Here is a 26,431-nt window from a genome sequence, read left to right as displayed (position 1 = left end):
ATTATTAAGAAATGTAAAGATATTTGACAATGCAATACACTATCTTTGTTTTTTGATAACTTACTTTTTGCCATTATGTCGTTTTCGTTTGATAATACATAAACACAAAAAACATGCGCCAAACAATCAATAGGAGGCTTTGCCATGCAACAAAAAGTCCGTTTCCAAATCGAAGGCATGACCTGTCAGGCCTGCGCTTCTCGTATTGAAAAAGTGTTGAACAAAAAAGATTTTGTCGAATCGGCAGGGGTGAACTTTGCCAGCGAGGAGGCGCAGGTGGTGTTTGACGACAGCCAAACCTCTGCCGCCGACATCGCCAAAATCATCGAGAAAACCGGCTACGGCGCGAAGGAAAAGACGGAAGACGCGCTGCCGCAGCCGGAAACGGAACACCATATCGGCTGGCGGCTGTGGCTGCTGTTCGCCATCAACGTCCCGTTCCTTATCGGCATGACAGGCATGATGATCGGTAGGCACGATTGGATGATTCCGCCGGTATGGCAGTTTGCGCTGGCAAGCGTGGTTCAACTTTGGCTGGCGGTGCCGTTTTACAAAAGCGCGTGGGCGAGTATTAAAGGCGGACTGGCGAATATGGACGTGCTCGTTACCATCGGCACGGTGTCGATTTACCTGTATTCCGTCTATATGTTGTTTTTCAGCCCGCACGCGGCGCACGGCATGGCGCATGTGTATTTTGAAGCGGGCGTGATGGTGATTGGTTTTGTGTCTCTGGGCAAATTTTTGGAACACCGCACTAAAAAATCCAGCCTGAACAGCTTGGGCCTGCTGCTGAAACTTACGCCGACCCAAGTCAACGTGCAACGCGATGGCGAATGGTGGCAACTACCCATCGACCAAGTACAAATCGGCGACCTAATCCGCGCCAACCACGGCGAACGCATTGCCGCCGACGGCATTATCGAAAGCGGCAGCGGCTGGGCGGACGAAAGCCACCTCACCGGTGAATCTAATCCCGAAGAGAAAAAGGCAGGCGGCAAAGTGTTGGCTGGCGCGCTGATGACCGAGGGCAGCGTGGTGTACCGCGCCACGCAGCTCGGCAGCCAAACCCTGCTCGGCGACATGATGAATGCGCTCTCTGAAGCACAAGGCAGCAAGGCACCGATTGCGCGCGTAGCCGATAAAGCGGCGGCGGTGTTTGTGCCTACTGTCGTGGGCATTGCGCTTCTGACTTTTATCGTTACTTGGCTGATTAAGGGCGATTGGACGGTGGCACTGATGCACGCCGTTGCCGTTTTGGTGATTGCCTGCCCGTGCGCGCTCGGTCTGGCGACGCCCGCCGCAATTATGGTCGGCATGGGCAAGGCAGTGAAACACGGCATTTGGTTCAAAGACGCGGCGGCGATGGAAGAGGCGGCACACGTCGATGCCGTTGTGTTGGACAAAACCGGCACGCTGACCGAAGGCAAGCCGCAGGTTGCCGCCGTTTACTGTGTTCCCGACAGTGGTTTTGACGAAGATGCTTTGTACCGCATCGCCGCCGCCGTCGAACAAAACGCCGCCCACCCACTCGCCCGTGCCATTATCTCCGCCGCCCAAGCGCGCGGTTTGGACATCCCTGCTGCACAAGACGCGCAAACCGTTGTCGGCGCAGGCATTACCGCCGAAGTCGAAGGCGTGGGTTTGGTGAAAGCGGGCAAAGCCGAATTTGCCGAATTGACCTTGCCGAAGTTTTCAGACGGCGTTTGGGACATTGCAAGTATTGTCGCAGTCTCGGTTGATAACAAACCCATCGGCGCATTCGCGCTCGCCGACGCGCTGAAAGCCGACACCGCCGAAGCTATAGGCCGTCTGAAAAAACACGGCATCGACGTTTACATCATGAGCGGCGACAACCAAGGCACGGTCGAATACGTCGCCAAACAACTGGGCATCGCACACGCCTTCGGCAATATGAGTCCGCGCGACAAGGCCGCCGAAGTGCAGAAACTCAAAGCCGCCGGCAAAACCGTAGCGATGGTCGGCGACGGCATCAACGACGCACCCGCGCTCGCCGCCGCCAACGTCAGCTTCGCCATGAAAGGCGGTGCGGACGTTGCCGAACACACCGCTTCCGCCACGCTGATGCAGCATTCGGTCAACCAACTCGCCGATGCCCTGCTGGTGTCGCAGGCAACCTTGAAAAACATCAAGCAAAACCTGTTCTTTGCCTTCTTCTACAATATATTGGGCATTCCGCTCGCCGCGCTCGGCTTCCTAAACCCTGTTATCGCAGGCGCGGCAATGGCAGCAAGCTCGGTTTCCGTGTTGAGCAACGCCTTGCGCCTGAAACGGGTGAAGATTGAGTGATAATATAAAGGCCGTCTGAAGACTGTTTCTTCAGACGGCCTTTAATCCATATTTTCTGATTTTGAGACCCACGCGGGAGTATGTCGTATGGACATGATGTTGTTTACCAATATTGTATTGATTGTTTTATGTATTTTTACCATGTTGCTGGTGTGGTTGCGCAACTGGAAACGCAAGCAGGCGTATTTTGAGAAAATCAAAAGTAATCCGGAAAACCTCAAATGGATCGGGCAAAATTTGACCGATCAGGAATGGAAGGATTGGAAAGCCGTGAGCGACCGTTTTGGGCTGCCCATGTTGCAGGCCAAGCAATTAATTGATTTTTATAAAAACAGTCAGCGTTAATTGATGATTTGACGATAGAACTTGACTGAAGTTAAGGCCGTCTGAAATAGCACTCTTATAATCATATAAGTGATATTTCAGACGGCCTTGCTGTTGGTTCAAATAAAGGGAGGAGAACAAAAATGACCGTTTACTTAATCGGCGATTCCGTGCGGCTTGCTTCGGAGCCTTACACGCGTGCCGCTTTGCCTGAAGCTGATATTGTTTCTCCATCGGAAAACTGCCGCTCGTCGCATGATATATTAGAGCATATCGAGCAATGGACAGAGGACGCGACTGCGGGAGATGTTATCCACATCAACTGCGGTTTGCACGATATCCGCCACAATCAGGGCTGTAATGAGCCGGTGGCCGATATAGAAACCTACTGCAACAACCTGACCCAAATTTTCGATTATCTGAAACAGACTGGAGCAAAAATTATTTGGGCGAGCAGTACGCCCTTTTTGGAAAGCGTACACAATATCGTCAAACCCTCGCGCCGCTATATGGCTGATTTGAAGGCCTATAACCGTGTAGCGGAGGATTTGGCAAGGCAATATGGTTTTGCCATCAATGATTTATACAGCCTAATGTTTGAGCAGGATTTGACCGATGTGATGCTGTGTGACGGGCTTCATTTCAATGAGTTTGGCAGTAAGATGATAGGCAAGGCAGTAGCCGAAGCGATATCGAAACAGATGGACTAACTCTACTTAACTCGTTTTGTCATGTTTTGGCTTTCAGACGGCCTTTAAAGTTGAAACGAAGCCCCCGATATAAGGTAAAGTAGCACTCATCCTATCAACATTAATCCAGGAGTATAACCATGAGCGGAGAATTAGATAAAATCAGCGGTAAAGTAAAAGAAGTGGCTGGCAATGTATCCAGCAATGCTAAACTTGAAGCTGAAGGCTTGGTTCAACAAGGCGTTGGCAAAGTAAAAGAAGCAGCATCAGATATTGGCAGCGAAGCCAGTGACGCTTTAGAAGAAGGTAAAGCAAAAGGTTCGCAATTGTTTGAAGAAGCTAAAGAAAAAGCAACTGCTTTAGCCGATGAAGCCAAAGAGAAAGTAGCACACTTGGCTGAAGAAGCCAAAGAAAAAGCCGAAGGCTTGATTAATGATATTAAAAGCAAGTTTTAATATTTAAAGAATAAAAGGCCGTCTGAAAGATTTTTCAGACGGCCTTTGTTTATGGTTTTAAAGCTTAGGCAAACTGTTTGCCTAATTCGATAAACTCGTCTTTTTTGGCTTTGGCTTTGCCGGAGTCGATGGCTTCTTGCGCGGCTTTGACGCCGTCCGCCAGCGAAGCGACCACATTTCCTGCGTAGAGTGCGGCGGCAGCATTGAGGACGACGATGTCGCGTGCAGCACCGGCTTTGCCGTCCAGCACTTCGTTCATTTTTTGCAGGGATTCTTGCGCGTTTTCGACTTTGATTTCGTCCAAATTGCGGCGGATTTCCATGCCGAAATCAGCCGGGCTGATGTCGTATTCGGTGATTTTGCCGTCTTTCAGTTCGGCAACTCGGGTTTTGCCGGTCAGCGTGATTTCATCCAAACCGCCTTCGCCGCACACAACCAAAACATGTTTGGAACCAAGCTGTTGCAATACGCGGGAAAGAATGCCGCACAAGTCGATGTGGAACACGCCCAAGAGTTGGTTTGCCGCGCCGGCAGGATTGGTCAATGGGCCCAAGATATTGAAGATGCTGCGGAAGCCGAGCGAACGGCGGACAGGGGCGACATAGCGCATGGCGCTGTGATGGTTGGGCGCGAACATAAAGCCGATGCCGGTTTGCTGGATGCTTTGGGCGACCTGTTCGGGGTTGAGGTTGAGGTTGGCGCCCATTTGTTCCATGACATCGGCAGCGCCGCTGGATGAAGAAACGGAGCGGCCGCCGTGTTTGGCGACTTTCGCGCCAGCCGCCGCCGCAACAAACATGGAAGTCGTCGAAATATTGAAGGTTTTGGCACCGTCGCCGCCTGTGCCGACAATATCGACCAAGTCATCGGCGTTTTTCAGCGGCACTTTGGTGGCGAATTCACGCATTACGCTGGCTGCGGCAGTAATTTCGGAAACGGTTTCAACTTTAATCCGCAGGCCGGTCAGAATGGCGGCGATTTGCTCGGGCGGAACTTGGCCGCTCATGATTTGGCGCATGAGGTCGGTCATTTCATCGTAGAAAAGTTCGTTGTTGCTGATGAGGCGTTCAATCGCTTGTTGAGGGGTAATCATGATGGTTCCTTTGTTCGTGTCCGATGTGATTCGGGCCGTCTGAAAATGCGGTTTGAACACTGTCAACCCCATTTCAGACGGCCTTTCATTAAGATTTTTGCGGGCGGTAGTCTTTAAATTCTTCCAAGAAGTTTTTCAGCATATCGTGGCCGTGTTCGGTCAGCAGGGCTTCGGGGTGGAACTGTACGCCTTCAACGGCATATTCTTTGTGGCGTACGCCCATGATTTCGCCGTCTTCCGTCCATGCGGTAATTTCGAGGCAGTCGGGCAGGGTGGCGCGGTCGATGGCGAGGCTGTGGTAGCGCGTGCAGTTGACCGGATTGTGCAGGTCTTTAAACATGCCTGTGCCGTGATGGAAAACGGGGGAGACTTTGCCGTGCATCATCGTTTGCGCGCTCACGACATTGCCGCCGAACGCTTCGCCCATGGTTTGATGGCCGAGGCACACGCCCATGACGGGCAGCCTGCCGGCAAAGTGCTGCATGGCTGCAACAGAAATGCCTGCTTCTTTCGGTGAGCAAGGGCCCGGGCCGATGACCAGATATTGCGGTTTCAGGGCTTCGATTTCTTCGAGGGTGATTTCATCGTTGCAGCGTACCAAAACTTCCTGCCCCAATTCGGCAAAGTATTGAACGATGTTGTAGGTGAAGCTGTCGTAGTTATCAATGAATAAAAGCATTTGCAAACCTTTAATGACATTTCGGCAGACAGGGTAAGGCCTGCCAAAAGTGTAAAAACCGTTTATATTTGCATAATATCACAATCTTCCCCTAAAGGCCGTCTGAAACGGCGGATAAGACAAAACAGCTAAAAAATGCTATGCTTTACGCTTTGAACCTAATCTGTTTGAAGTGATGAAAAAGTATCTTATCCCGACTGCCGCCGTTGTTATCGCCGCTGCGCTCGGCACGCCTTACTATCTCGGTGTCAAAGCGGAAGAAAGCCTGACCGAGCAACAAAAGCTGTTGCAGGAGTCCGGTTTCCTGACCGTTGAATCCCACCAATACGATCGCGGTTGGTTCAGTTCGACCGAGACGACCGTCATCCGCCTCAAGCCGACCCTGCTTCAAAATACGCAAAAATACCTGCCGGACAATTTGAAAACCGTCCTGCAAGAGCCGATTACGGTCATCAACCACGTAACACACGGCCCGTTTGCCGGCGGATTCGGTACGCGCGCCCATGTGGAAACCGAGTTCCAATACCATCCGGAAACCAAAAAAGTTTTAGACCGCTTCTTCGGCCAGCAAATGCCGTTGACCATGACCAATACGGTTTACCTTTCCGGCGACGGCAAACTCAGCCTCAATATCCCCGCCTTCGATTATGAAGAGCTTTCCGGTATTAAGCTCAACTGGAAAGGCTTTAGCGGCAATACTGATTACAGCCAAGGCTTCAAAAGCTATCGCCACGATTACCTTGCGCCGTCTTTGCAAGTCAAATTGGCCGACAAAGGCGATGTGTCTTTGGAAAACCTGCGCTTCCAATCCGAAACGGAAGACGGCCTGACCAAACTTTCTTTGGGCAAGAGCAGCATTACGCTGGATAAATTCCTGCTGCAATGGAAAGAAAACATCGATTACAACGTTAAGTTGAACGAGTTGGTCAACCTTGTGACTAACCTGCAAATCGGTGCATTCATCAATCCGACCGGCACGATTGCTCCGTCTAAAATCGAAGTCAACAAACTGCGTTTCGATACCCAGACCGGCGCAGTCGATAAATTCATCAACAGCGAAGGCCGCTTCCAATTTGAAAGCCTGACCTATGGCGAAGACAAATACGGCCCTCTGGACATCAATGTTGCCGCCGAGCATTTGGACGCCGCATCACTTTTGGCGTTGAAAAACAAAATTGCCGAAGTGTCCGTGAAGAAAATGAGCGAAGAAGAAATTCAGGCTTCTTTGCTTCAGACGGCCAAAAACGAGGCTTCGGGCCTGTTTACCAACAATCCGGTTTTAAACATCAAAACCTTCAAATTTACCATGCCTAATGGTGATGTCGATGTCAGCGGCAAGCTTGCCTTTAAAGGTTTGACAGCCAAAGACCTCAACAGCCTGGGCGATATGCTGAAGAAAACCGAAGCCGACTTCAACATGAGCGTACCGCAAAAATTGTTGGAGCAGCTCGCCGTCAACCAAGTAAGCAGCCTGTTTAGCGTCAATGCCGAAGATGAAGCCGCAGGCCGCGCCAGCATCGACGATATCAACGAGACCTTGCGCCTGATGGTAGACAGCACCATTAAAAGCATGGCAAGAGAAAAATATTTGACCTTAGAAGACGATAATGTCAAAACCCATCTGACTCTGCAAAACAGCGAGTTGAAATTAAACGGAAAAGTCCTTCAAAGCGACCCGGAACCCGAGTTTGACGAATCAGACTTTCCCAATAACTAATCCTCAATCACACAAACAGCGGTTTTAGCTTCACTGAAGTTAAAACCGCAAATCAACCCACAATCAAAAAGGAAACCCATGTTCCGTACCATGCTCGGCGGCAAAATCCACCGTGCCACCGTTACCGAAGCTGACCTCAACTACGTCGGCAGCATTACCGTTGACCAAGACCTGTTGGATGCGGCAGGTATTTGCGTGAACGAAAAAGTCGCTATCGTCAACAATAACAACGGCGAACGCCTTGAAACCTACACCATCCCCGGCGAACGCGGCAGCGGCGTCGTTTGCCTCAATGGCGCGGCCGCGCGTTTGGTTCAAAAAGGCGACATCGTGATTATCATGTCTTACGTCATGTTGTCCGAACCCGAAATTGCAGCGCATGAGCCGAAAGTCGTCCTCGTCGATGAGAACAATAAAATCCGCGACGTGATTTCTTATGAGCCGCCGCACACCGTGTTGTAATATTCAAACAAAGGCCGTCTGAAACGTTTCAGACGGCCTGTTTCCCAAATTCAACTTATCTGAAAGGCTTTGCCGTGAATATCCAAATCAACAACATCACCGTCAGCAACGATGCGCCCTTTACCCTTTTCGGCGGCATCAATGTCCTTGAAGACCTCGACTCTACGCTGAAAGCCTGTGAGCAATACGTTAAAGTAACCGATAAACTCGGCATCCCTTACGTGTTCAAAGCCTCTTTCGACAAGGCAAACCGCTCTTCCATCCACTCTTTCCGCGGTGTGGGTTTGGATGAAGGCATGAAGATTTTTCAAGCGGTGAAGCGCGAGTTTAACGTTCCCGTGATTACCGACGTTCACGAGCCTTACCAATGCCAACCGGTTGCCGAAGTCTGCGATGTCATTCAGTTGCCTGCCTTCTTGGCACGCCAAACTGATTTGGTGGTGGCAATGGCGAAAACCGGTAATGTCATCAACATCAAAAAGCCGCAATTCCTCAGCCCGTCTCAAATGAAAAACATCGTCGAGAAATTCCAAGAAGCAGGCAACGAGCAAATCATTTTGTGCGAACGCGGCGCAAACTTCGGCTACGACAACTTGGTGGTCGATATGCTCGGCTTTGGCGTGATGAAAAAAACGTGTCACAACCTGCCGGTTATTTTTGACGTAACCCATTCCCTGCAAACGCGCGAATCCGGTGCCGCAGCATCAGGCGGCCGGCGCGCCCAAGTATTGGACTTGGCGCTTGCCGGCATGGCAACCCGATTGGCCGGTTTGTTCCTCGAATCCCATGCCAATCCCGACCAAGCCAAATGCGATGGCCCAAGCGCATTGCCGCTTGCCCAATTGGAAGACTTCCTGACCCGTGTTAAAGCAATCGATGAAACCGTGAAATCGTTTGCACCTATGGATATTCGTTAAGGGTCAATCAATTAAAAGGCCGTCTGAAAGCAGTTTCAGACGGCCTTTTTATCGGCGTTACTGTCCGCGTAAAAACAACGCATCCAATTCTTTTAAAGTCAGTTTGACCCATGTCGGACGGCCATGGTTACATTGGTTGCTGCGCGGCGTATTTTCCATATCGCGCAGGAGCGCATTCATTTCCGGCAGGGTAAGTTGGCGGCCGGCGCGGACGGAACCGTGGCAGGACATGGTGGCAAGGATGTGGTTTTCGTGTTCTTCGATGGTTTGGCTGCTGCCGACTTGGGCGAGTTCGCCCAATACGTCTTTGGCCAGTGAAACGACGTCGGCTTTGCCGAGCATGGCGGGGACGGCGCGGACGGCAAGGGTATTGCCGCCCATGTCGGACAGTTCCAGCCCGAAGCCTGCCAGTGCTTCGGCATGATCGGCGAGGGCGGCGCATTCTTCGTGGGACGCGGCAAAGGTTACGGGAATAAGCAGGCGCTGGCTTTGCAGGTTGCCGTTTTCCTGACGTTGGCGTTTCATTTTCTCGTAGTTGACGCGTTCGGCAGCGGCGTGCATATCGATGAGCAACAGGCTGTCTTCGGCTTGGGCAAGGATGTAGATGCCTAATAATTGGGCAATGGCAAAGCCGAGCGGCGGCAGTTCGGATTGTGATGGAAGACCATCTGAAAGCGGCGTATCTGTTTTTTGGGTAGGCATTTCAGACGGCATATTGCCGAAACGTGCCTGCTCGAATTGGCTCAACTCAAGGTCAATGTCGTCGGTTTTTTTGTAGAGTTCGGCATAAGTATTCATGGCCGCGCGGCTTTCGCGCAGGGACAGGCTGCGTTGTTGCGGCGCGCGTGCGGCTTGGTAAGGCATAGGCGCGGTTTTACCTGATGAACCAAAGGCATTGCGTGTGTCGGATTTGTTGCCTGTCGGGTAGTTGGATACGTCATCAAACAGATTTTCGCTGTTGTTTTCAGACGGCATTGGTGCAGGCGTAACGCCGGTAATGTCATGCAACACTTCGCCTGCGTTGCTAACGCTTTCGGTCAAGTCGGCACGCGTGTCGGCAAGGGCTTTGTTGAGTGTGTGGAACACGAGTTGGTGTACTTGCTGGCTGTCGCGGAAGCGGATTTCGGTTTTGGTCGGGTGGACGTTGACATCCACGGCTTCGGGCGGCAGGTCGAGAAAGAGGACGAAAGCAGGCGTCAGCGCGTTGTGCAATACATCGCGGTATGCCTGCTTGACGGCATGGAGCATGACTTTGTCGCGGACAAAACGATGGTTGACGAAGCAGTATTGTTTGTCGGTTTTGCCTTTGGCAAAGGTCGGCTTGGCAATCGCGCCATAGAGCCGCAATGCGCCATTGCCGCTGTCAATTTCCAACGAGGCCGTCTGAAAATCATCGCCGACAATGGCGGCTATGCGTTCGTGCAGGCTTTGTGCAGGAAGTTTGAACACTGGTTTGCCGTCGCGTTTAAGTGAGAATGCAATGTGCGGATGCGCCAGTGCGAGGCGTTCGAGCATGGTGGCGCAGTGGGCGTATTCGGTGTTTTCGGATTTGAGGAACTTGCGCCGCGCGGGGGTGTTGAAGAAGAGTTCGGCAGCTTCGATGGTGGTGCCGACGGGGTGGGCGGCGGCGGTGGGGCTGCTGAGTTTGCCGTCTTCGGCTTTAACTTGGGTTGCGTGCGCGCTGCCGTCTTGACGGCTGGTCAGGGTCAGGCGGCTGACGGAGGCGATACTGGCCAAGCCTTCGCCGCGAAAGCCCATGCTGGCAACGTGTTCCAAATCGTTTAAGGTTTTGATTTTGCTGGTGGCGTGGCGGTGGAGCGCAAGCTCGATGTCGTCCGGATGGATACCGCTGCCGTTGTCGCTGACGCGAATCAGGCGGATGCCGCCGCCTGCCAGCTCGACATCAATCGCTGTCGCGCCTGCATCGATACTGTTTTCAACAATTTCTTTCAAGGCGTTGGCAGGGCGTTCGACCACTTCGCCGGCGGCGATTTGGTTAACAAGATGGTCGGGCAGGGCGGCAATTCGGGACATCGGTTTCTTTCAAAAAAGCAATAGCGGAAGGGGAAATTACAGGTATTTGCGCATCAATTCGCATTCGACGCGGACGGTTTTGTTCAGCTGCAATACGGCAGTACCGAGCGATTCATAACGGTTGAGCCGATAGAAAGGCACGGAATTGAGCGAGGCATACAGTTTGAGAAAGCTGAGGCCTGCATTTCGGGCCATTTCTTCGGCGCGGCTGAGCAGGGCCGTACCCAAGCCGAGATTGTGGAAGAGCGGATGGACGTATAAGGCGTCCAGTTGCGCTTCTTTGAAATCGACTTGGAAGAAGCCTTGAATCAGCCCCTTGTATTCGACCACCCACAAGGCTTTGTTTTTATCGGAGATGGTTTCCAAATAGCTGTTGATGTCGAGCAGACTTTCCCACGCGTGCATAATGGTTTCGTCGTAACTGCGGATGCAGGCGTATTGAACGGCATGTAGATGGGCATTGTGTATGGCTTGGCAGTCTTTTTTGGTTGCCGGACGGAGGATGGTCAGAAGGCTCATGGCGGATGGTCGGAAAAATTGATTTCAGACGGCCTTTGGCAATCAAAGGCCGTCTGAAAAAAGTGGGTAAGGTTACAGGCTTTGATGCAAGGTTTGTGCGGTTTGGAACGCGTTGTCCGCATCGTTGGCCAAAACGGTGAAGTGGCCCATTTTTCGGCCTTTGCGCGCGGTTTTTTTACCGTAAAGATGCAGATGTGCGTTCGGGTTGCTTTGCAGCGGCAGCCATTCGGGTTCGCCGCCGTCTTCTTTCCAAACGTCGCCCAAAATATTCGCCATACAGCAAGAACTCAGCAATTTAGTGTCAGCCGGAGGCAGGTTGCACATCAGGCGGACCTGTTGCTGGAATTGGTCCGCCGCGCAGGCGTCGATGGTATGGTGGCCGGAATTGTGCGGACGCGGTGCGATTTCGTTAACGACCAATTCATGTGTATCGCCGACAACAAACATTTCTACCGCCAATACGCCGACGTAGTTCAATTCATCAGCCAAACGCTGCGCCATCTGCCGCGCCTGTTGCTGAATGTCGGCACTCAGTCGGGCTGGGACGATGGAGTAGGCGAGGATGCCGTTTTCGTGAATGTTTTCGGCAGGGTCGAAAGTTTGCACGTTGTCATTGTTCAGACGGCATACGATAACGGAAATCTCGCCGCGCAAATCCACCATTTTTTCCAAAACGCAATCCACGCCGCCGTGTTCGGCAAATGCAGCTTTGAGTTCGTCCACCGTTTTGACGCGGATTTGGCCTTTGCCGTCATAGCCCAGAGTAGCCGTTTTCAGGATGCCGGGCAGAAATTGTACGCTTTCTTCAGTGATGTCTTCGGCTTTGCAAACTGCTTGATACGGCGCGGTTTGCAGGCCTGCTTTGCGTATCCATGCCTTTTCCTGAATGCGGTTTTGCGCGATGGTAACGCAGTCGCCGCTGGGGGAAACATTGGTGTGTTTGGCGAGAAAACGCATCGCATCGGCATTGACGTTTTCAAACTCGGTCGTAACCGCCGCACATTTTGCCAATTCTTCCAAAGCGGCCGAATCATCAAACGGCGCGCACAAATGGCGGTCGGCAAATTCCGCTGCCGGCGCGTTCGGGTCGGGATCGAGTACGGTTACTTTGTAGCCCATGGTTTTGGCAGCAACAGTAAACATTCTGCCTAATTGTCCGCCGCCGAGGATGCCGAGCATGGCGGGAGGGAGGATGGGGGATGTGTTCATGGATAATCGCTTTATGAATAAATTGGGTAGGGTGTTTGCAGGCCGTCTGAACATGGTTTACGGCTTCAGACGGCCTGATGTTTTAAAGTTTGCCGATAAATTGCGGCGGAACGTTTTCAGTTAACCATACGCCGTTGTCCGCCAGATAAAATTGATGTCCTGCCGCAAGCATGGCGACAGTGTCGATGGTCAATACAACCGGCTTGCCGTGTCGGGAACCGACGTTGACGGCTGTTGCGGCATCGGCAGAAAGATGGACAAAATGGCGCGAGGCAGAATGCAGGCCTTGCTCCAAAATAGACGGAACAGAGCGCTCAGCCGTACCGTGATACAAAATCTGAGGAGGCGTCGCTACTTTGTGTTCTACTTGAACTTGTGCCGTCGAATGACCTTGCGCCGCGCGGATGCGTTTGCCATCCTCAGAAAGGGTAAACCGTTTTTTATCGTTGTTTTCGACCACTTCCAACAATATTTCGTAGGTCAGCGGATTGCCCGTAAAGCCGCGCTCGGGATGGTTTACCTGCGTTAGTAGGGTATCAATATCCACCCAGCCGTCTTTATCCAAAGTAATACCGATTTGCTCGGGATGATGACGCAAGATAAAGCTGAGGAATTTGCTGATGGATTTTAGTTGTTTTTCGTTTAGTATCATTATGCCCATTTTAGACTGATATAGTTTAGAAGATCAGTTATAGTAGCCTAAAAATTTCTAGAGATTATAGGCTTTACTTTTGACAGTATTAACGAACTATTCCCATACTTTGTGAATGATTCATCTGTTTTTCCATTTCACGTTGTTCAGCTTCTAACTGAAAGTTTTGTTCAGTTTTCAGTATATCTTTAAAACTTTCTCTAGAATCAATGTTCATTGCTTCATTGACATCAACTTTAGCGATTCGGAGAAAAGCATTATCCTTATGCATGACGCCTAGACAGTTATCTTTTGTGATGTTGAATGCCATAATTTCAGGGAGTTTTTTAGCATAGGCTTCAGCAGTTAAGGCCGCAATACCGTTCTGAATACTGTCTTCTGAATAAGGCAGATGATGTTTTTTTATAAATTCAGTAAATTTGTCTGTAATTTGCGCGTGGAGTTTTTGCGCCTGCTCTGGCATATTTTTGAGAGAATAAGGATGGTTCTGTTCTTCGGTTTCAGATTTAGGGTTAGTAATTGGAACATGTTCGAATTGATTTTCACCATTGATGGTATGGTCAAAATATTGCCTTGTGTCAGGGCTAGTTTTATCATAATAGGCTTCTCGGCGCTTTGCTTTACCCAAGTCTAAACCGTTGCGTTCGATTAAGTACTCATCTAGTCCCAAACCCTTCATATCGATAATCAGTTTGGCATCAGGGTTGTGAGCATAATGTTGGCGTACGATATAGCTGATAGGACCAGTTGCGTAGCTATTGCGGTAATCAGAGTCACCATGTTTCCCTAGGTGGGTCTGGTCTGGTAAGCGATCGAAATAGGTTTTGGCGAGGATTTCATGCTGGCTGTCGGAGATGGTCATGTCAGCATTAAACTTTAAACCAGCTGTTGGGGTGATTTTCCCTTGTGGGTCATTATTTAAATAGAGGTAATATTGTTTCTCATCTAAGAAAAAATGCTCATAGCCGAAACCCTCTTTTATAATTTCTTGTAGGCTGAGATTGGTTTTGCCTTGCTGTTTTTGCTCATGGCTGGTGACTGCGTTCCAGCCTGCAATCATTGCTAATGCTTCATTTTTGCGTTCAGTATCTAGCCATAATTTCAAAGGGTGAGTATAGTCTTTCTGTTTGACATCACTTGCTGCTATCTGTCGAACTTCATCAATTACGTGTTTTTCTGTTTCCTTACGACCTTGTTCGTAGTGGTAAAAGCCGTGTTGAATCTCATGACCGAGTACAAAAATAAAAGATTTTTGTTCTTCTGGGGTTTTCAGTTGTTGCAAGTTGATCGAAATTTCTTTTGTTGTTGAGGTATAGCTGGCTCTGGAATTAGGATCTTGGTTAACTGACAGTTTCTCTAAGTAACCTTTTTCTACTGCCGTATTAAGTCTTTCGTTTAATACGGGTGAAGCTGTTACTGCTTCCAGCAGATTGTGGTATTCAATCGAATTTTTGCCGTTTGGTAGAGAGTCTTGGGTAAAGTTGTCTAAAATAGTTTGTAGCTTAGGATTGATTTGGTTCATTTTTTATATGCCAGGTTTAAAAATAAGGAAAGAAATTTCTTTAATACAGTCATGTAGTACTTTTTCTTTACTTTCTCCTTGATAAAACACCTGAAGATGTGATTCATAGCCGTTTGGATAGGTTCTAATATATCTATTAAAAGGCCTACCTTGATGCCCTTTACCTGTATAGGTAAATCCAGCTTTCTCAATTAAAGGATGGAACTGATCTAAGTCCATCTGACAAATCGGCGTAGCAGGAAGATAGCCTCCCTCGTTTCTAAAATGTAAATCCATCCTACCGCCACCGTATCGTGTTTTCTTGAAATTGATTGACCATCCCCAATCACTATCTCTAAATTCATTACCTGTATAAAAATCGCTATATCCGTCTTTACGTTCCAACAACTTTAATTTCATCACTTTCTCTGCCGTTTCAATCTTAAAGTCCTCAGGCGATTTGGCATAGCGCAGGAAATCCAATACTTTGGTCAGCACTTCGGGTGCGGTCAGATCTGGTCTTCCGGCAATCTGTTGTGTATCTTGATTCATAATGTTTTCCTCCTTTGCGGGCATGTGTTTTACGGTGGAACAGGCTGAAAGCAGCAGCCCGACGGTCAATGCGGTTGCGGTTGTGTATTTCATGGGGTTCTTTCAAAACTGGGAAGCTGATCTTTCAGACGGCCTTTTGTCAGGAAATGTCGTCTGAAACAGCAGCCTCGTTTCCAGCTGAGACAGATTAATGGAAATCCGAGTTTTCCTCGCATTGTAGCTGGCGCCGGCATTCGGATTTTTATTGACCGCCAGTTTTTCCAAATAGCCCTTTTCCGCTGCCGTATTCAATCTTTTATTCAGTACGGGTGATGCCGTTATGGGGGCAATCAGGTTGCGGTATTCGTTCGAGTTTTTGCCGTTGGGGAGCGAGCTTTGGGCAAAGTCGTCCAAAATTTTTTGCAGATTGGGATTGATATGGTGCATTTCTTACCACCTTGGTTTAAAAACTTCAAAAACGATTTCATTGATGCAGTCGTGCAGTACCTTTTCTGCACTTTCTCCCCGATAAAAGACTTGGAGATCTGCTTCGTAGCCGTTAGGATATTTTTTTTCATAGCCGTTGAAGGGTCTGCCCCAATGCCCTTTGCCTGTATAGATAAACCCTGCCTTCACCAGTAGTGGATGGAACCGGTCCAAATCCATTTGGCAAATCGGTGTGGCAGGGGAATACCCTCCTACATCACCGAAATTTAAGCGCATCTTTCCGGATTGATCTTTTGTAAAATTAATTGACCAGATCCAATCGCTGTCGCCAAACTTATTACCGATATAAAAATCGCTATAACCGTCTGTGCGTTCCAGCAACCTTAAATTCATCACTTTTCCTGCCGTTTCAATCCGGAAGTCCTCGGGCGATTGGGCATGGCGCAGGAAATCCAATACTTTGGTTAGCACTTCGGGGGCGGTCAGGTTTGGTCTTCCAGGCGTGGGTTGTATATTTTGATTTATGGTTTTACTTTCTTTTTCGGGCGTTGTTTTGACGGAAGAACAGGCTGAAAGCAGTCCGACAGTTAATATAATTGCGATTCCGTATTTCATGGTTTCTTTCTTTAGAAATAAGCTTTTCTTTTAGATGAGCTTAAGTCAAAAAGGCCGTCTGAAAATTATTTATCCAACCCTTCTTGAACCATCTGTGCTGCGCGTATCACGGCGCGGGCTTTGTTTTGGGTTTCCTGCCATTCGGATGTCGGGTCGGAGTCGGCAACTACGCCTGCGCCGCTTTGGACGAAGAGGGTATTGTTTTTAATCACGGCAGTGCGGATGGCAATGGCTAAGTCCATGTCGTTGTTGAAACTCCATACGCCGACTGCGCCACCGTAGATGCCGCGTTTGCTCGGCTCGACTTCTTCGATGATTTCCATGGCGCGGACTTTGGGGGCGCCGGAGAGTGTGCCTGCGGGGAAGGTGGCGGCGAGGATGTCCATGTTGGTCATGCCGTCTTTCAGACGGCCTTCGACGTTGGAGACGATGTGCATCACATGGGAGTATTTTTCAATCACCATTTTGTCGGTGACTTTGACTTCGCCGGTTTTGCTGATGCGGCCGACGTCGTTGCGTCCTAAGTCAATCAACATGACGTGTTCGGCAATTTCTTTGGCATCGCTCAGCAGGTCTTGCTCATTGGCGAGGTCTTCGGCTGGTGTCTTGCCGCGCAGGCGTGTGCCGGCGATAGGGCGGACGATGACATCGTCGCGTTCGCGGCGGACGAGGATTTCGGGCGAAGAGCCGACAATATGGAAATCGCCGAAATCGTAGTAGAACATATACGGCGATGGATTTAGCGTACGCAGGGCGCGGTAGAGGGCAAGCGGATTGTCGGTAAATTCCATGCTCATGCGTTGGCTCGGGACAACCTGCATGCAGTCGCCTGCAAAGATGTAGTCTTTGATTTTGTTGACACAGGCTTTGAAAGGTTCTTCGCCAAATTCACTGACTGCTTGAGTTTGTTTGCTGCCGAGCGAGAGCGGGATGGCGCAACTTTGGCGCAACTGGGTACGGATGTCTTCAAGACGTTCGCGCGCGTGTTCGTAGCCGTTGGGCTGCGAGGGATCGGCGTAAACGATGAGGTAGATTTTGCCGCTTAGGTTATCCACTACGGCAAGCTCTTGCGAGAGCATCAGGAGGATGTCGGGCGTACCGAGCGGATCGGCTTTGGCCGTATGTTTCAGGCGGTGGGCAAAATGTTCGAAATTGTAGATGGTTTCATAACCGAAGTAGCCGACCAAGCCGCCGGTAAAGCGTGGCAGGCTTGGGATTTCGGGCGTTTTGAAGCGGTTGTGGAAGGCTTCGATAAAGGGCAGGGGATTGCCGTCGTGTTGTTCGACGATTTCGCCGTTTTGATACACATCGACATGTTTGCCGCTGGTTTTGAGATAGTGGCTGCAAGGCAGGCCAATGAAGGAATAGCGGCCGAAGCGTTCGCCACCGACAACGGATTCGAGCAGGTAGGTGAAAGGCTTGTTGGCAAGTTTGAGGTAGATTGAGAGCGGTGTATCCAAATCGGCAAGCAGCTCTTGAACGAGTGGAATGCGGTTGTAACCTTGTGCGGCTTGGGCTTGGTATTCTTGTTTGCTGATCATCTTGATAAGTCTTTCAGACGGCCTGTTTCAGGGTGTTAAATCGTGTGAAGAGTATAGCATTTTATTGGAATTGTTGACAGTCTGAGCGCCATGTCAGATATGGAAAACGCCGTCTGAAAAAGACGGCGTAAGGTATCAGGCAAGGGGATCGGAAATTTTGTTTTTCCGGCTTCGTTTCCACTTGAAGATATAAGCGGCAATAACGGGAATCAGGGCGATAATGGATTTGAATGTCCAGCCCGAATACCATGTGCCTTCGGGAACGTCGCTTGCAAGCCAAGTGAAGTAGGGCCACCAGCAGGCAACCAGGCTGCCGAGAAACAGCGGCCAAATATGACGGCTTAAGTTGCGTTGCCACAAGAAGAAGCATGCAATCGCCCAGATAAAGGTCAATACGGTAATCAGGAGGATGGTGTAGGCATCTGAAATCAGGATGGCGGCGAAGTAGTAGCTGAGTGCGACCCATAATAGGGCAAGTACCAAAACAATAATTTCTTCCGGGCGTTTAAACATGATTTTTCTCTTTGTAAGACTGACAAGGCGACAATACTATACCCTAAACAAGGTGCGATGATAAGAGTCTTTCAGACGGCTTTGTAATCGGGTTTGCTATAATGTATGCAATCAATTTTTTGGAAAGGACAAACCATGACGGCAAACTTTCAAGAAACGCTGAAGGCTTTGGGCAAACAGGCGAAAAAGGAAGCTGTGGAACGGGAAGCGGAAGCGAAGGCTAAAAAGCAGGTAGAGGATGTAGATTTCAGCAAGGCGGTTGGTAAGGTTACACCGTTGAAAAATGCCGGCAACTATTATGAACAGCCCCGCGATAAATCGCCTATCAAGCCGCGACCTAAAGAAATGGCGACTTTGGAGCAGGAAGATTATTTTTATGTGGGCAGCGGCGGCTGGGAAGAACCGCCGGCTTCGTTCAGTAAAAACGGACAGGGTAAAAATGATTTGATGCGTTTGCGAAACGGCCATTATCCTGTGGTGGCGGATGTGGATTTGCACGGCTATACGCAGGAAGAAGCGCAGCAGGTATTGAATGAATTTATTGAGTTTACGAAAAAACGCGGCGTTTGCGGCGAGATTGTCCATGGCAGCGGCTTGGGTTCTTCAGGCTATAAACCGGTTTTGAAAAATATGACGCGCCGCTGGTTGATGCAGCATCCTGATGTGTTGGCTTATGTTGAACCCCGACAAGGCAATGATGGTGCAGTCAGGATATTGTTGAAGCGTCAACGCCGAGACGATGATTGGAAGCAGTAAAATAAAAAAGCAGTGTCGATAAATGACACTGCTTTTTTTATGGTTGTCAGTTTAAGAAGATTTCTTTTTGGAAACCGATTCGCAACCTTTGCCATTGGTCATTGTGGTTTTGGAATTATTGGCGGAATCCATATCAGTGCATTTGTAAGCATTGCCCAAACTATCCATCCAAACGGAAAGGGTGTAGCCAGTTTTTGTGGGAATAGCTTTCAAACGATAGGCACGGCTTGTACTGGCATCAATCATTTCGGCAGAGTATTTGTATTTATCTGCCAAATCTTTATGGCCTTTATATGAGGAAATAAAGTCATCCAACTTGGTTTTAATCTCATCAGTTTTCCACTTTGGATTTTTAACCATCTGGTTTTTAAAAGCGGAATTGATGGCGACTAACTCGGCATGCGCTTGTGATTGGTAGCCGCGTTCAATGTAGCGGTTGTAAGACGGAATGGCAATGACGCTCAGGATGGCTAAGATGGCGACGGCAATCATCATCTCAACCAGCGTAAAGCCTAGTTGTTGGGTAGAGGTGGTATTCATTATATTATTCGCTGGCGACGTAAGACTGAAGGACGACTTGGGTATTGGCATTCTTACCCCATGCTTTGGCAGTAACGCGGTAGGTAATTCGACCCTCAGTAGTTTTACCTAAATATTCGATAATGTAGCGTGGATTTTTTGCAATGCCGCTATTTTTACCTAGAGAGTATTCTTTACCGTTGGCATCGATGCAAAGATTTTGATTTTTATCACATTTTCTTTTCCAGGCATCTTCAGTAGCGGTTTCTTCGATGGCTTCGCTGTCAGATTTCACGTTAGGTGTGGCGCAAAAACCATCTTTACACTCTTTGGTAAAATTAGTCTTTTTCCCTTCAATATCAAAAATTTGATTTTCACCTTCACGCAATGCGGCTTCGGCTAGGGTGGTTGCCAGTTTGCGGTCGGCATCGTTGGTGCTGATACGCTGCTCGGTATTGTAGGACTGGGTGGCTGTAACCACGAGCAGGGCGATGACGATCATCATCATTAAGACGATAAACAAAGCATAGCCCTGCTGCCGTTCGGGTTTAATTAGAGTGATCGGTCGGCGCATACGTTTCCTCCGCGGATGGTGGCATTAATATTGTAGATATCGACTTTATTGTCTTGTTCTTTCGATGGGTCGATACTGCCGTTATTCAGTACGATTTGGATTGAGGCGGGAGACTTGGCTTCAGCTGAGCTATCCAATGCGGTTTTGTAATCAAAGGATTCTGTATTTACGCCGCTGGCAGAGGTATTTTCAGAATGAGGGCATTCTTCATAGATATAGTGAATATCCATAGCAGTGATGCCTTTAATCAGGAGCTGCGGATTACTCCATGAGCCATCATTTGATAATTGGAAACGGAACAAACCGCTCTCTTCGCCAAGTTTACCGACAGCGTAGGCAATCATTTCATGCTTCATAATGGCGATACTGCCGTTTTGATCAGAGTCGGTCATTTTCAAAGCCGTTTTTGCCGCATCCAAATCTTTAATTTCTGTTTGAGGCTTTGCAATGCCTGAGCAGCTGCTGACAATGGCTGTTTTTACAACAGGGTTTGCTTTGTCGATTCCATATTGAAACAGCAGGGCTTTGCCGGTTTGAGCAAAGCCTGCATAGCCTAATTTATTGATTTCTTTAATCGGTAATAGATTATTCACACCAGCCGTTTTCAATGTGTATTCATCTGAGCTTTTGTCTTCTGTTACTGCAGAGGCAGGAAAATTAGACATATTGAAGCAGCCGAAATTGCCTGCCATACGCGCATCGCGGACGATCATATTGGCGGCGTTGCGCAAATCTTGTTGGATACCGATACGGGTGTTGGCAGACTTGTTTAATCCGCGTGCAGTAAAGTAGGTGGAGCTGACCGCCATTAAGACGATCATGCTGAGCAGGCTGGCAACCAGAAATTCAAGGATGCTGAAACCGCGCATCGCGGTTTTATTGGGAATATGGTTGAGTAAGCGTTTATTGTTCATTGTTAGTCTCTTACGCGTGATTGGTAGGTATAGACAACGTGATGCCCCGATGTATTGAGATTTTTTGCGCTATTTTCTTCTTCAACATCTTGCAACCATAAAACTTTCACGATGGTTGTGTCGCCTTTGCCATCGCATTTTGCGTTAAACCCCTTTTCGTAAGTCGGCTCTGCACCGGAAGAATCTTTGCAGATGGTCGAGAAGACTTGGGCTTCGGGAAGGGCTTTGGCTAAATCGGCTTTAAACTGGGCAATTTGAGCTTGTGCAAGTTGCGCTTTTGTCATTTTTTCTTTAAATTCATTGGTTTGCTTTGAGTCTTTCAGCTGTTCAGAGCTTGATGTGATGTAAGCATCGTAGGATTTTTTATAACGGGAGGTTTTGTCGCCTGCAGTATCGGTTTCTTCAGAGAGCGTCGGGTTAATGAGCATGCCTTCGATTAGATTTTGTGTAATTTGGGCGACAGTGGTTTGATTTTCAGACTCACGCACGTTGGATACTGTACGCAGTTGGACAGCTAGAAGGGCGAGCACACCGATGGCAAGGACAAACATGGCAATCAAAACTTCAATCAGGGTCATGCCTGATTGAAGTTTTGGAGTAAAGCTTGTTGGGCCCGTTTTCAGACGGCCTTTAAATGATCTGAGATGAGTAGGATTAGTAATGTTCATAAGATACCGTTGTTATTATTTGGAAGTGTATTCGCATATTTTGCGCTCATCGTTTTTAGCACAGATTTCGACATGCCCATTGCCATTGACTAAAAGTACGGTAGCACGGGCTTTCTTGGTTTCAGCATCGGCGGCGGATTTATCCGTCAGGCTGATTTTGATGTGGCCGTCTGAAAATTGATAATTCTTGCCATCGGTTGAATGGCCAAATGTACCATTGGGCAGGAATCTCCACCAGACTTCTTTTGAAGCTGAGGTCGAGAGGGTGGAACGGTCATTGCCGATAGGGATATAGTTGAAGCTGTATTCCACTTTGTCGGTATCCCCATTAAGGATAATGGAGCGGACGGATAAATCGACTGTATCGTTTTTATAGCTGGAATCTCCGTTTTTATCGGCGTAGGCCAACATACCATTACCGGCATATTTAGAATCGCAACCATTATTGGGCGAGCCATCGGATTTGATTTTGACCGGGCAGATGTAAACGGGAAGATTGAGACGGACGGCCTCATTTCGCGCGAAACGCAGCAGATTGGCAATTTGCTCTGCTTGCGATGCCGCACGTCTGGAGGCAATCCATTGATTCATATTTGGAAATGCGATGACGGCCATTACTGCTGCAATAGTAATGACTATCAGCAACTCAATTAGGGTGAAGCCTTTTTGTGTCTGATACATGAGTGATTTTTTGGGTAGTAATGTGTTGGGGTAACCGACGTTTTCTCTTTTTGCATTTGCTTGTGGCAATGCTTTTGCTTTTATTGGATTTATTCTAAACGATTTTGTAATGCGTGACTAATAAAATATGAAATTCGGTTAGTTTTTCAGATAACCTGTCTCAATCTTCCATCAACATGGATTCTGGAACATAGGCAGCATTATCAAATTTGGTAAATTGGCCCATCCAAGTGAGGAACACTTTCCCGACAGGACCGTTACGGTGTTTGCCGATAATACATTCCGCCAAGCCTTTTGCGGGTGATTCTGAGTTGTAGTATTCATCACGATACATGAACATAATCAAATCGGCATCTTGTTCGATGGCGCCGGATTCACGCAAATCGGACATCATCGGGCGTTTGTCAGTACGCTGTTCAACGGTACGGCTCAACTGCGACAGGGCAATGACGGGAACTTGCAATTCTTTGGCCAATGCTTTGAGGGAGCGGGAAATTTCGCCAAGCTCGGAAGCGCGGTTGTCAGAACGGCCGGAGCCTGACATCAATTGCAGGTAGTCGATGACGATCAAGCCCAATTTGCCGTTGAACTGGCGTGCAAGGCGACGGGCGCGGGCGCGCAGTTCGAGCGCGGTCAAGCCCGGAGTTTCATCGATATACATGGGCGCATCGGAAAGTTTAACGACCGCTTCGTTCAGACGGCCCCAGTGTTCGTCTTGCAATCTGCCGGTTTTTAAAACGCTTTGATCCAAACGTCCGACTGAACCCAGCATACGCATAACCAGTTGCGCACCGCCCATCTCCATCGAGAATACGGCGACAGGTAATTTGTTTTCTACGGCAACGTGTTCGGCAATATTGATCGAAAAGGCGGTTTTACCCATAGACGGACGGCCTGCAACGATGATCAAATCGCCCGGTTGGAGGCCTGATGTTTTTTTGTCGAGGTCGATAAAACCTGTCGATATGCCGGTTACTTCGTCAGGATTGTCGCGCGAATAAAGCATATCGATGCGCTCGACCACTTCTTTCAAAAGATCGGGCATCTCAAGGAAGCCTTGTTTGGATTTGGCGGTACTTTCGGCAATTTGGAATACTTTGTTTTCCGCCTCGTCCAAAAGCTGGCCTGCATCGCGCCCTTGCGGATTGTAGGCGCTGCGTGCAATTTCCGTGCCGACTTCGGCAAGCTGGCGCATGATGGAACGTTCGCGCACGATTTCGGCGTAGCGGCGGATATTGGCAGCGGATGGCGTGTTTTGCGCCAGCGTAATCAGATAGTTGAATCCGCCTGCCGCTTCCAATTCTTCATTGCGTTCCAAACTTTCTTGAACGGTAATGACGTCGGCAGGGCGGCTTTCGTTAATCAGGTTGGCAATGGCACGAAAAATCAGGCGGTGTTCGTGGCGGTAGAAATCTTCGCCGGAAACGACATCGGCAATACGGTCCCAAGCAGAATTTTCCAGCATCAGGCCGCCCAAAACGGATTGCTCTGCTTCTGTGGAATGCGGCGGCAAGGATAATGCACTGATTTCACGGTCTTCAGACGGCATGTCGGAATAATTGCTCATGACGGGCATCTCTGGCTGGAAAATTGTAATCCGCTATTATAACGCAGTGTAAGTTCAATTGGTTTGTTTAGGCTAAAGCAGGTAAAATAGCTATGTTGTCAATATGACGACGCACACTACCAAAATATAAATATCAACAATCAGGAGCACAAAAATGGAACATAAGCTGCCACAACTGCCTTATGAACTGGACGCATTGTCCCCACATCTGACCAAAGAAACTTTGGAGTTCCACTACGGCAAACACCATCAAACCTACATCACCAACTTGAACAATCAAATCAAAGGCACTGAGTTTGAAGAAATGCCTTTGGAAGAAATCGTGAAAAAATCTTCCGGCGGTATGTTCAACAACGCTGCCCAAACTTGGAACCACACTTTCTACTGGCTGGGATTTACCCCTAAAGGCCAAGGCAAACCTGCCGGTGAATTGGCTGCGGCCATCGACGCCAAATGGGGCAGCTTCGAGAAATTCCAAGAAGCGTTCAATGCCTGCGCGGCCGGTACTTTCGGTTCTGGTTGGGCATGGTTGGTGAAAACGCCTGCCGGCGAATTGGATCTGGTTTCTACTTCCAATGCAGGTACTCCGCTGACTACTGAAAATACTCCGCTGTTGACTTGCGACGTATGGGAACACGCCTACTACATCGACTACCGCAACAGCCGTCCTAACTACCTGAAAGGTTTTTGGGAAATCGTTAACTGGGATGAAGTTGCCAAACGCTTCGCCGCATAAAACGATATGAATGAAAAGGCCGTCTGAAAGATTTTCAGACGGCCTTTTTGTTGATATTGGATGAGGAAAATGGTTTAGATGAATGTTTTTTCTGTCTGATGCGCAAAATTATCATGGAGAGGACAAAAAGGAAAATGGGAGATTAATGTTACAATATTGTTAACAATTTTTCGATTTCATATGATATGGAATCAGCGTTTGACATACATAAGATAAGAGGATTTTATGAAGTTTTTAGACCGTGAGGCGACCATTGCCAAACCCGGCTTTAATCGTTGGCTGGTACCGCCTGCCGCTTTGGCTGTGCATCTTGCCATCGGGCAGATATACGCTTATTCCGTGTTTAATGCGCCGCTGACCAAGCTTATCGGTATTACTGAATCGGCTGCCGGAGATTGGAAGCTGACCACGGTGGGTTGGATTTTCAGTATCGCCTTGGCAATGTTGGGCGCGTCTGCGGCCATGTTCGGTACATGGATGGAACGCGTTGGGCCGCGTAAGGCGATGTTTGTTGCCGCCTGCTGTTTTAGTTTGGGCTTTTTTGTGTCGGCAATTGGCGTCCATACGCACAATCTGTTTTTGCTTTATTTGGGCAATGGCGTGATTGGCGGGATTGGTTTGGGCTTGGGCTATATCGGGCCTGTATCGACTTTGATGAAATGGTTTCCCGATAAACCGGGCATGGCGACAGGCTTGGCGATTATGGGTTTTGGCGGCGGCGCGATGTTGGCCTCGCCTTTGTCGGTATCGCTGATGAGTTTTTTCTCCAGTGAAACTTCGGTTGGCGTCGCGCAGACTTTTGTGGTTTTAGGATTGTTTTATTTGGTGTTGATGATGTTCGGCGCGTTTACGATCCGTGTACCTGCCGATGGCTGGAAACCTAAAGGTTATGTTGCGCCGAAAAACAAAAGCAAATTGGTCAGCAGCAATCATGTCAATGTCTCACAAGCCATGAAAACGCCGCAATTTTGGCTCTTGTTTTGGGTGTTGTGTTTGAATGTAACGGCCGGTATTGGTGTGTTGGGACAGGCTTCCGTCATGATTCAGGAGCTGTTTTCCGAGGCGTCTGTGGGAAAACAAGCGGCCATTGGTGCGGGTGCGGCGGCAGGTTTTGTGAGCCTGTTGAGCCTGTTTAATATGGGCGGCCGCTTTTTGTGGTCCAGCGTGTCCGATAAAATCGGCCGTAAAAACACTTATACTATTTTCTTTGTTCTTGGCTCGCTGTTGTATTTTGCCATTCCGTCTATTGGCGGGAGCGGTAACAAGGCTTTGTTTGTCATTGGTTTCTGCGTCATTATTTCCATGTATGGCGGTGGTTTTGCAGCGATTCCGGCGTATTTGAAGGATTTGTTCGGCACTTATCAAGTCGGTGCAATACACGGCAGGATTTTGCTGGCATGGTCAACTGCGGCCGTTATTGGCCCGGTATTGGTTAACTATATCCGCCAAAGTCAAATTGAAAGCGGCGTTCCGGCTGCCGAGGCTTATAGCATTACCATGTACATCATGGCGGGTTTGTTGATTGTCGGTTTGCTGTGTAACTTGAGTGTCCGTTCGGTTCATGAAAAGCACCACGAGAAAGACATTAAAGTAGCGGCACATAGCCGTAATCCCGATGATGAAACCGCTGTATCCGATGCCTATCTGATTAGTAAAAAAGTATCAGCGGGCGGTATCGGGGTGTGGTGGCGCTGGGCTTTGGTCTGCATTCCTTTGGGCTACGGTGTCATTATGGTGTTTGTGAAAGCCTTAAGTTTGTTTAATTGATTGTTGAAAATGAAAGGCCGTCTGAAAGTTTCAGACGGCCTTTT

28 protein-coding genes are annotated in these 26,431 nt (G+C 48.9%); 10 read left to right on the top strand and 18 right to left on the bottom strand.

Annotated features, from left to right (window positions below; genetic code table 11):
* Nucleotides 1–144: 144 nt before the first annotated feature.
* The 4 genes from HMPREF2711_RS08555 (at nt 145) to HMPREF2711_RS08540 (ending at nt 3,775) form a co-directional block, all read left to right on the top strand.
* Nucleotides 145–2,307 carry a heavy metal translocating P-type ATPase gene (locus HMPREF2711_RS08555; protein WP_070615985.1) on the top strand — a complete coding sequence of 721 codons (2,163 nt, stop codon included), beginning with the start codon at nt 145–147 and terminating at the stop codon, nt 2,305–2,307.
* Between the two features lie 87 nt (nt 2,308–2,394).
* Nucleotides 2,395–2,652, top strand: a complete 258-nt coding sequence (locus tag HMPREF2711_RS08550) for a hypothetical protein (protein ID WP_070615983.1) — start codon at nt 2,395–2,397, stop codon at nt 2,650–2,652.
* 122 nt (nt 2,653–2,774) lie between these two features.
* The gene (locus tag HMPREF2711_RS08545; RefSeq protein ID WP_070615981.1) at nt 2,775–3,341 is read left to right on the top strand and encodes an SGNH/GDSL hydrolase family protein; all 567 of its coding nucleotides are present in this window, start codon (nt 2,775–2,777) and stop codon (nt 3,339–3,341) included.
* A 119-nt stretch (nt 3,342–3,460) separates the two neighbouring features.
* Nucleotides 3,461–3,775: a CsbD family protein gene (locus HMPREF2711_RS08540; protein WP_070615979.1), complete on the top strand. Its 315-nt coding sequence runs from the start codon at nt 3,461–3,463 to the stop codon at nt 3,773–3,775.
* A 64-nt stretch (nt 3,776–3,839) separates the two neighbouring features.
* On the opposite strand, the gene trpD is transcribed toward HMPREF2711_RS08540, so the two are convergent.
* Nucleotides 3,840–4,868 carry an anthranilate phosphoribosyltransferase gene (gene trpD / locus HMPREF2711_RS08535; RefSeq protein ID WP_070615977.1) on the bottom strand — a complete coding sequence of 343 codons (1,029 nt, stop codon included), beginning with the start codon at nt 4,866–4,868 and terminating at the stop codon, nt 3,840–3,842.
* A gap of 88 nt (nt 4,869–4,956) precedes the next feature.
* Nucleotides 4,957–5,547, bottom strand: a complete 591-nt coding sequence (locus HMPREF2711_RS08530) for an aminodeoxychorismate/anthranilate synthase component II (RefSeq protein ID WP_070615975.1) — start codon at nt 5,545–5,547, stop codon at nt 4,957–4,959.
* Between the two features lie 175 nt (nt 5,548–5,722).
* Here HMPREF2711_RS08530 and HMPREF2711_RS08525 point away from each other — a divergent pair, with 175 nt between their 5' ends.
* The 3 genes from HMPREF2711_RS08525 to kdsA all read left to right on the top strand — a co-directional run bounded on the left by HMPREF2711_RS08525 (nt 5,723) and on the right by kdsA (nt 8,643).
* Complete coding sequence (locus HMPREF2711_RS08525; RefSeq protein ID WP_003747070.1) at nt 5,723–7,264, top strand: YdgA family protein; 1,542 nt, start codon at nt 5,723–5,725, stop codon at nt 7,262–7,264.
* A 78-nt stretch (nt 7,265–7,342) separates the two neighbouring features.
* Nucleotides 7,343–7,726: an aspartate 1-decarboxylase gene (gene panD / locus HMPREF2711_RS08520; protein ID WP_003678944.1), complete on the top strand. Its 384-nt coding sequence runs from the start codon at nt 7,343–7,345 to the stop codon at nt 7,724–7,726.
* A gap of 74 nt (nt 7,727–7,800) precedes the next feature.
* A complete protein-coding gene (kdsA, locus tag HMPREF2711_RS08515) occupies nt 7,801–8,643 on the top strand; it encodes a 3-deoxy-8-phosphooctulonate synthase (RefSeq protein WP_003747068.1) in 843 nt (280 codons plus the stop codon).
* Nucleotides 8,644–8,700: 57 nt separating this feature from the next.
* Here the strand turns inward: kdsA and mutL are convergent, their stop codons facing one another.
* The 10 genes from mutL to HMPREF2711_RS08465 form a co-directional block, all read right to left on the bottom strand.
* The gene (gene mutL / locus HMPREF2711_RS08510; protein ID WP_003747066.1) at nt 8,701–10,677 is read right to left on the bottom strand and encodes a DNA mismatch repair endonuclease MutL; all 1,977 of its coding nucleotides are present in this window, start codon (nt 10,675–10,677) and stop codon (nt 8,701–8,703) included.
* Nucleotides 10,678–10,713: 36 nt separating this feature from the next.
* Nucleotides 10,714–11,196: a GNAT family N-acetyltransferase gene (locus HMPREF2711_RS08505; protein WP_070615974.1), complete on the bottom strand. Its 483-nt coding sequence runs from the start codon at nt 11,194–11,196 to the stop codon at nt 10,714–10,716.
* A 72-nt stretch (nt 11,197–11,268) separates the two neighbouring features.
* Entirely contained in the window at nt 11,269–12,405 is a 1,137-nt protein-coding gene (locus HMPREF2711_RS08500; protein WP_003747061.1) for a 5-(carboxyamino)imidazole ribonucleotide synthase, read from the bottom strand.
* 82 nt (nt 12,406–12,487) lie between these two features.
* The gene (locus HMPREF2711_RS08495) at nt 12,488–13,057 is read right to left on the bottom strand and encodes an RNA 2'-phosphotransferase (protein WP_003747060.1); all 570 of its coding nucleotides are present in this window, start codon (nt 13,055–13,057) and stop codon (nt 12,488–12,490) included.
* A gap of 88 nt (nt 13,058–13,145) precedes the next feature.
* Nucleotides 13,146–14,579 (bottom strand): hypothetical protein, encoded by a 1,434-nt coding sequence (locus HMPREF2711_RS08490; protein WP_070615971.1) that lies wholly within the window; start codon nt 14,577–14,579, stop codon nt 13,146–13,148.
* Between the two features lie 3 nt (nt 14,580–14,582).
* Nucleotides 14,583–15,203: a hypothetical protein gene (locus tag HMPREF2711_RS08485; protein ID WP_003747056.1), complete on the bottom strand. Its 621-nt coding sequence runs from the start codon at nt 15,201–15,203 to the stop codon at nt 14,583–14,585.
* 9 nt (nt 15,204–15,212) lie between these two features.
* Nucleotides 15,213–15,536 (bottom strand): hypothetical protein, encoded by a 324-nt coding sequence (locus tag HMPREF2711_RS08480; RefSeq protein WP_003747054.1) that lies wholly within the window; start codon nt 15,534–15,536, stop codon nt 15,213–15,215.
* Nucleotides 15,537–15,539: 3 nt separating this feature from the next.
* Complete coding sequence (locus tag HMPREF2711_RS08475; RefSeq protein WP_003747053.1) at nt 15,540–16,151, bottom strand: hypothetical protein; 612 nt, start codon at nt 16,149–16,151, stop codon at nt 15,540–15,542.
* Nucleotides 16,152–16,216: 65 nt separating this feature from the next.
* Nucleotides 16,217–17,692, bottom strand: a complete 1,476-nt coding sequence (trpE, locus tag HMPREF2711_RS08470) for an anthranilate synthase component I (RefSeq protein ID WP_070615969.1) — start codon at nt 17,690–17,692, stop codon at nt 16,217–16,219.
* 135 nt (nt 17,693–17,827) lie between these two features.
* Nucleotides 17,828–18,205: a hypothetical protein gene (locus HMPREF2711_RS08465; RefSeq protein WP_003747049.1), complete on the bottom strand. Its 378-nt coding sequence runs from the start codon at nt 18,203–18,205 to the stop codon at nt 17,828–17,830.
* Nucleotides 18,206–18,340: 135 nt separating this feature from the next.
* Here HMPREF2711_RS08465 and HMPREF2711_RS08460 point away from each other — a divergent pair, with 135 nt between their 5' ends.
* Nucleotides 18,341–18,961, top strand: coding sequence for a Smr/MutS family protein (locus tag HMPREF2711_RS08460; protein WP_003747047.1), 621 nt, complete (start codon nt 18,341–18,343; stop codon nt 18,959–18,961).
* Nucleotides 18,962–19,012: 51 nt separating this feature from the next.
* Here the strand turns inward: HMPREF2711_RS08460 and HMPREF2711_RS08455 are convergent, their stop codons facing one another.
* The 6 genes from HMPREF2711_RS08455 to dnaB form a co-directional block, all read right to left on the bottom strand.
* Entirely contained in the window at nt 19,013–19,501 is a 489-nt protein-coding gene (locus HMPREF2711_RS08455; protein ID WP_003747044.1) for a PilX family type IV pilin, read from the bottom strand.
* 4 nt (nt 19,502–19,505) lie between these two features.
* Nucleotides 19,506–20,054, bottom strand: a complete 549-nt coding sequence (locus tag HMPREF2711_RS08450) for a pilus assembly PilX family protein (protein WP_003747042.1) — start codon at nt 20,052–20,054, stop codon at nt 19,506–19,508.
* Nucleotides 20,033–20,968, bottom strand: coding sequence for a PilW family protein (locus HMPREF2711_RS08445; protein WP_003747040.1), 936 nt, complete (start codon nt 20,966–20,968; stop codon nt 20,033–20,035). Before HMPREF2711_RS08445 ends, HMPREF2711_RS08450 begins: the two co-directional genes overlap by 22 nt.
* A gap of 2 nt (nt 20,969–20,970) precedes the next feature.
* A complete protein-coding gene (gene pilV, locus HMPREF2711_RS08440) occupies nt 20,971–21,636 on the bottom strand; it encodes a type IV pilus modification protein PilV (protein WP_003747039.1) in 666 nt (221 codons plus the stop codon).
* Between the two features lie 15 nt (nt 21,637–21,651).
* Nucleotides 21,652–22,317: a GspH/FimT family pseudopilin gene (locus tag HMPREF2711_RS08435; RefSeq protein ID WP_003747038.1), complete on the bottom strand. Its 666-nt coding sequence runs from the start codon at nt 22,315–22,317 to the stop codon at nt 21,652–21,654.
* A 160-nt stretch (nt 22,318–22,477) separates the two neighbouring features.
* A complete protein-coding gene (gene dnaB / locus HMPREF2711_RS08430) occupies nt 22,478–23,884 on the bottom strand; it encodes a replicative DNA helicase (protein WP_036493702.1) in 1,407 nt (468 codons plus the stop codon).
* 154 nt (nt 23,885–24,038) lie between these two features.
* Here dnaB and HMPREF2711_RS08425 point away from each other — a divergent pair, with 154 nt between their 5' ends.
* Together HMPREF2711_RS08425 and HMPREF2711_RS08420 are read left to right on the top strand one after the other, a co-directional pair.
* On the top strand, nt 24,039–24,620 hold the full coding sequence (locus tag HMPREF2711_RS08425) for a superoxide dismutase (RefSeq protein WP_003683473.1): 582 nt from the start codon (nt 24,039–24,041) through the stop codon (nt 24,618–24,620).
* Nucleotides 24,621–24,845: 225 nt separating this feature from the next.
* Nucleotides 24,846–26,387 carry an L-lactate MFS transporter gene (locus HMPREF2711_RS08420; RefSeq protein WP_003747033.1) on the top strand — a complete coding sequence of 514 codons (1,542 nt, stop codon included), beginning with the start codon at nt 24,846–24,848 and terminating at the stop codon, nt 26,385–26,387.
* Nucleotides 26,388–26,431: the final 44 nt, after the last annotated feature.

Source organism: Neisseria sp. HMSC070A01 (genome assembly GCF_001810165.1).
Taxonomy (GTDB): Bacteria; Pseudomonadota; Gammaproteobacteria; order Burkholderiales; family Neisseriaceae; genus Neisseria.
Note: the sequence above shows the minus strand (reverse complement) of the source record. Positions and strands in the feature narration are given on the sequence as shown.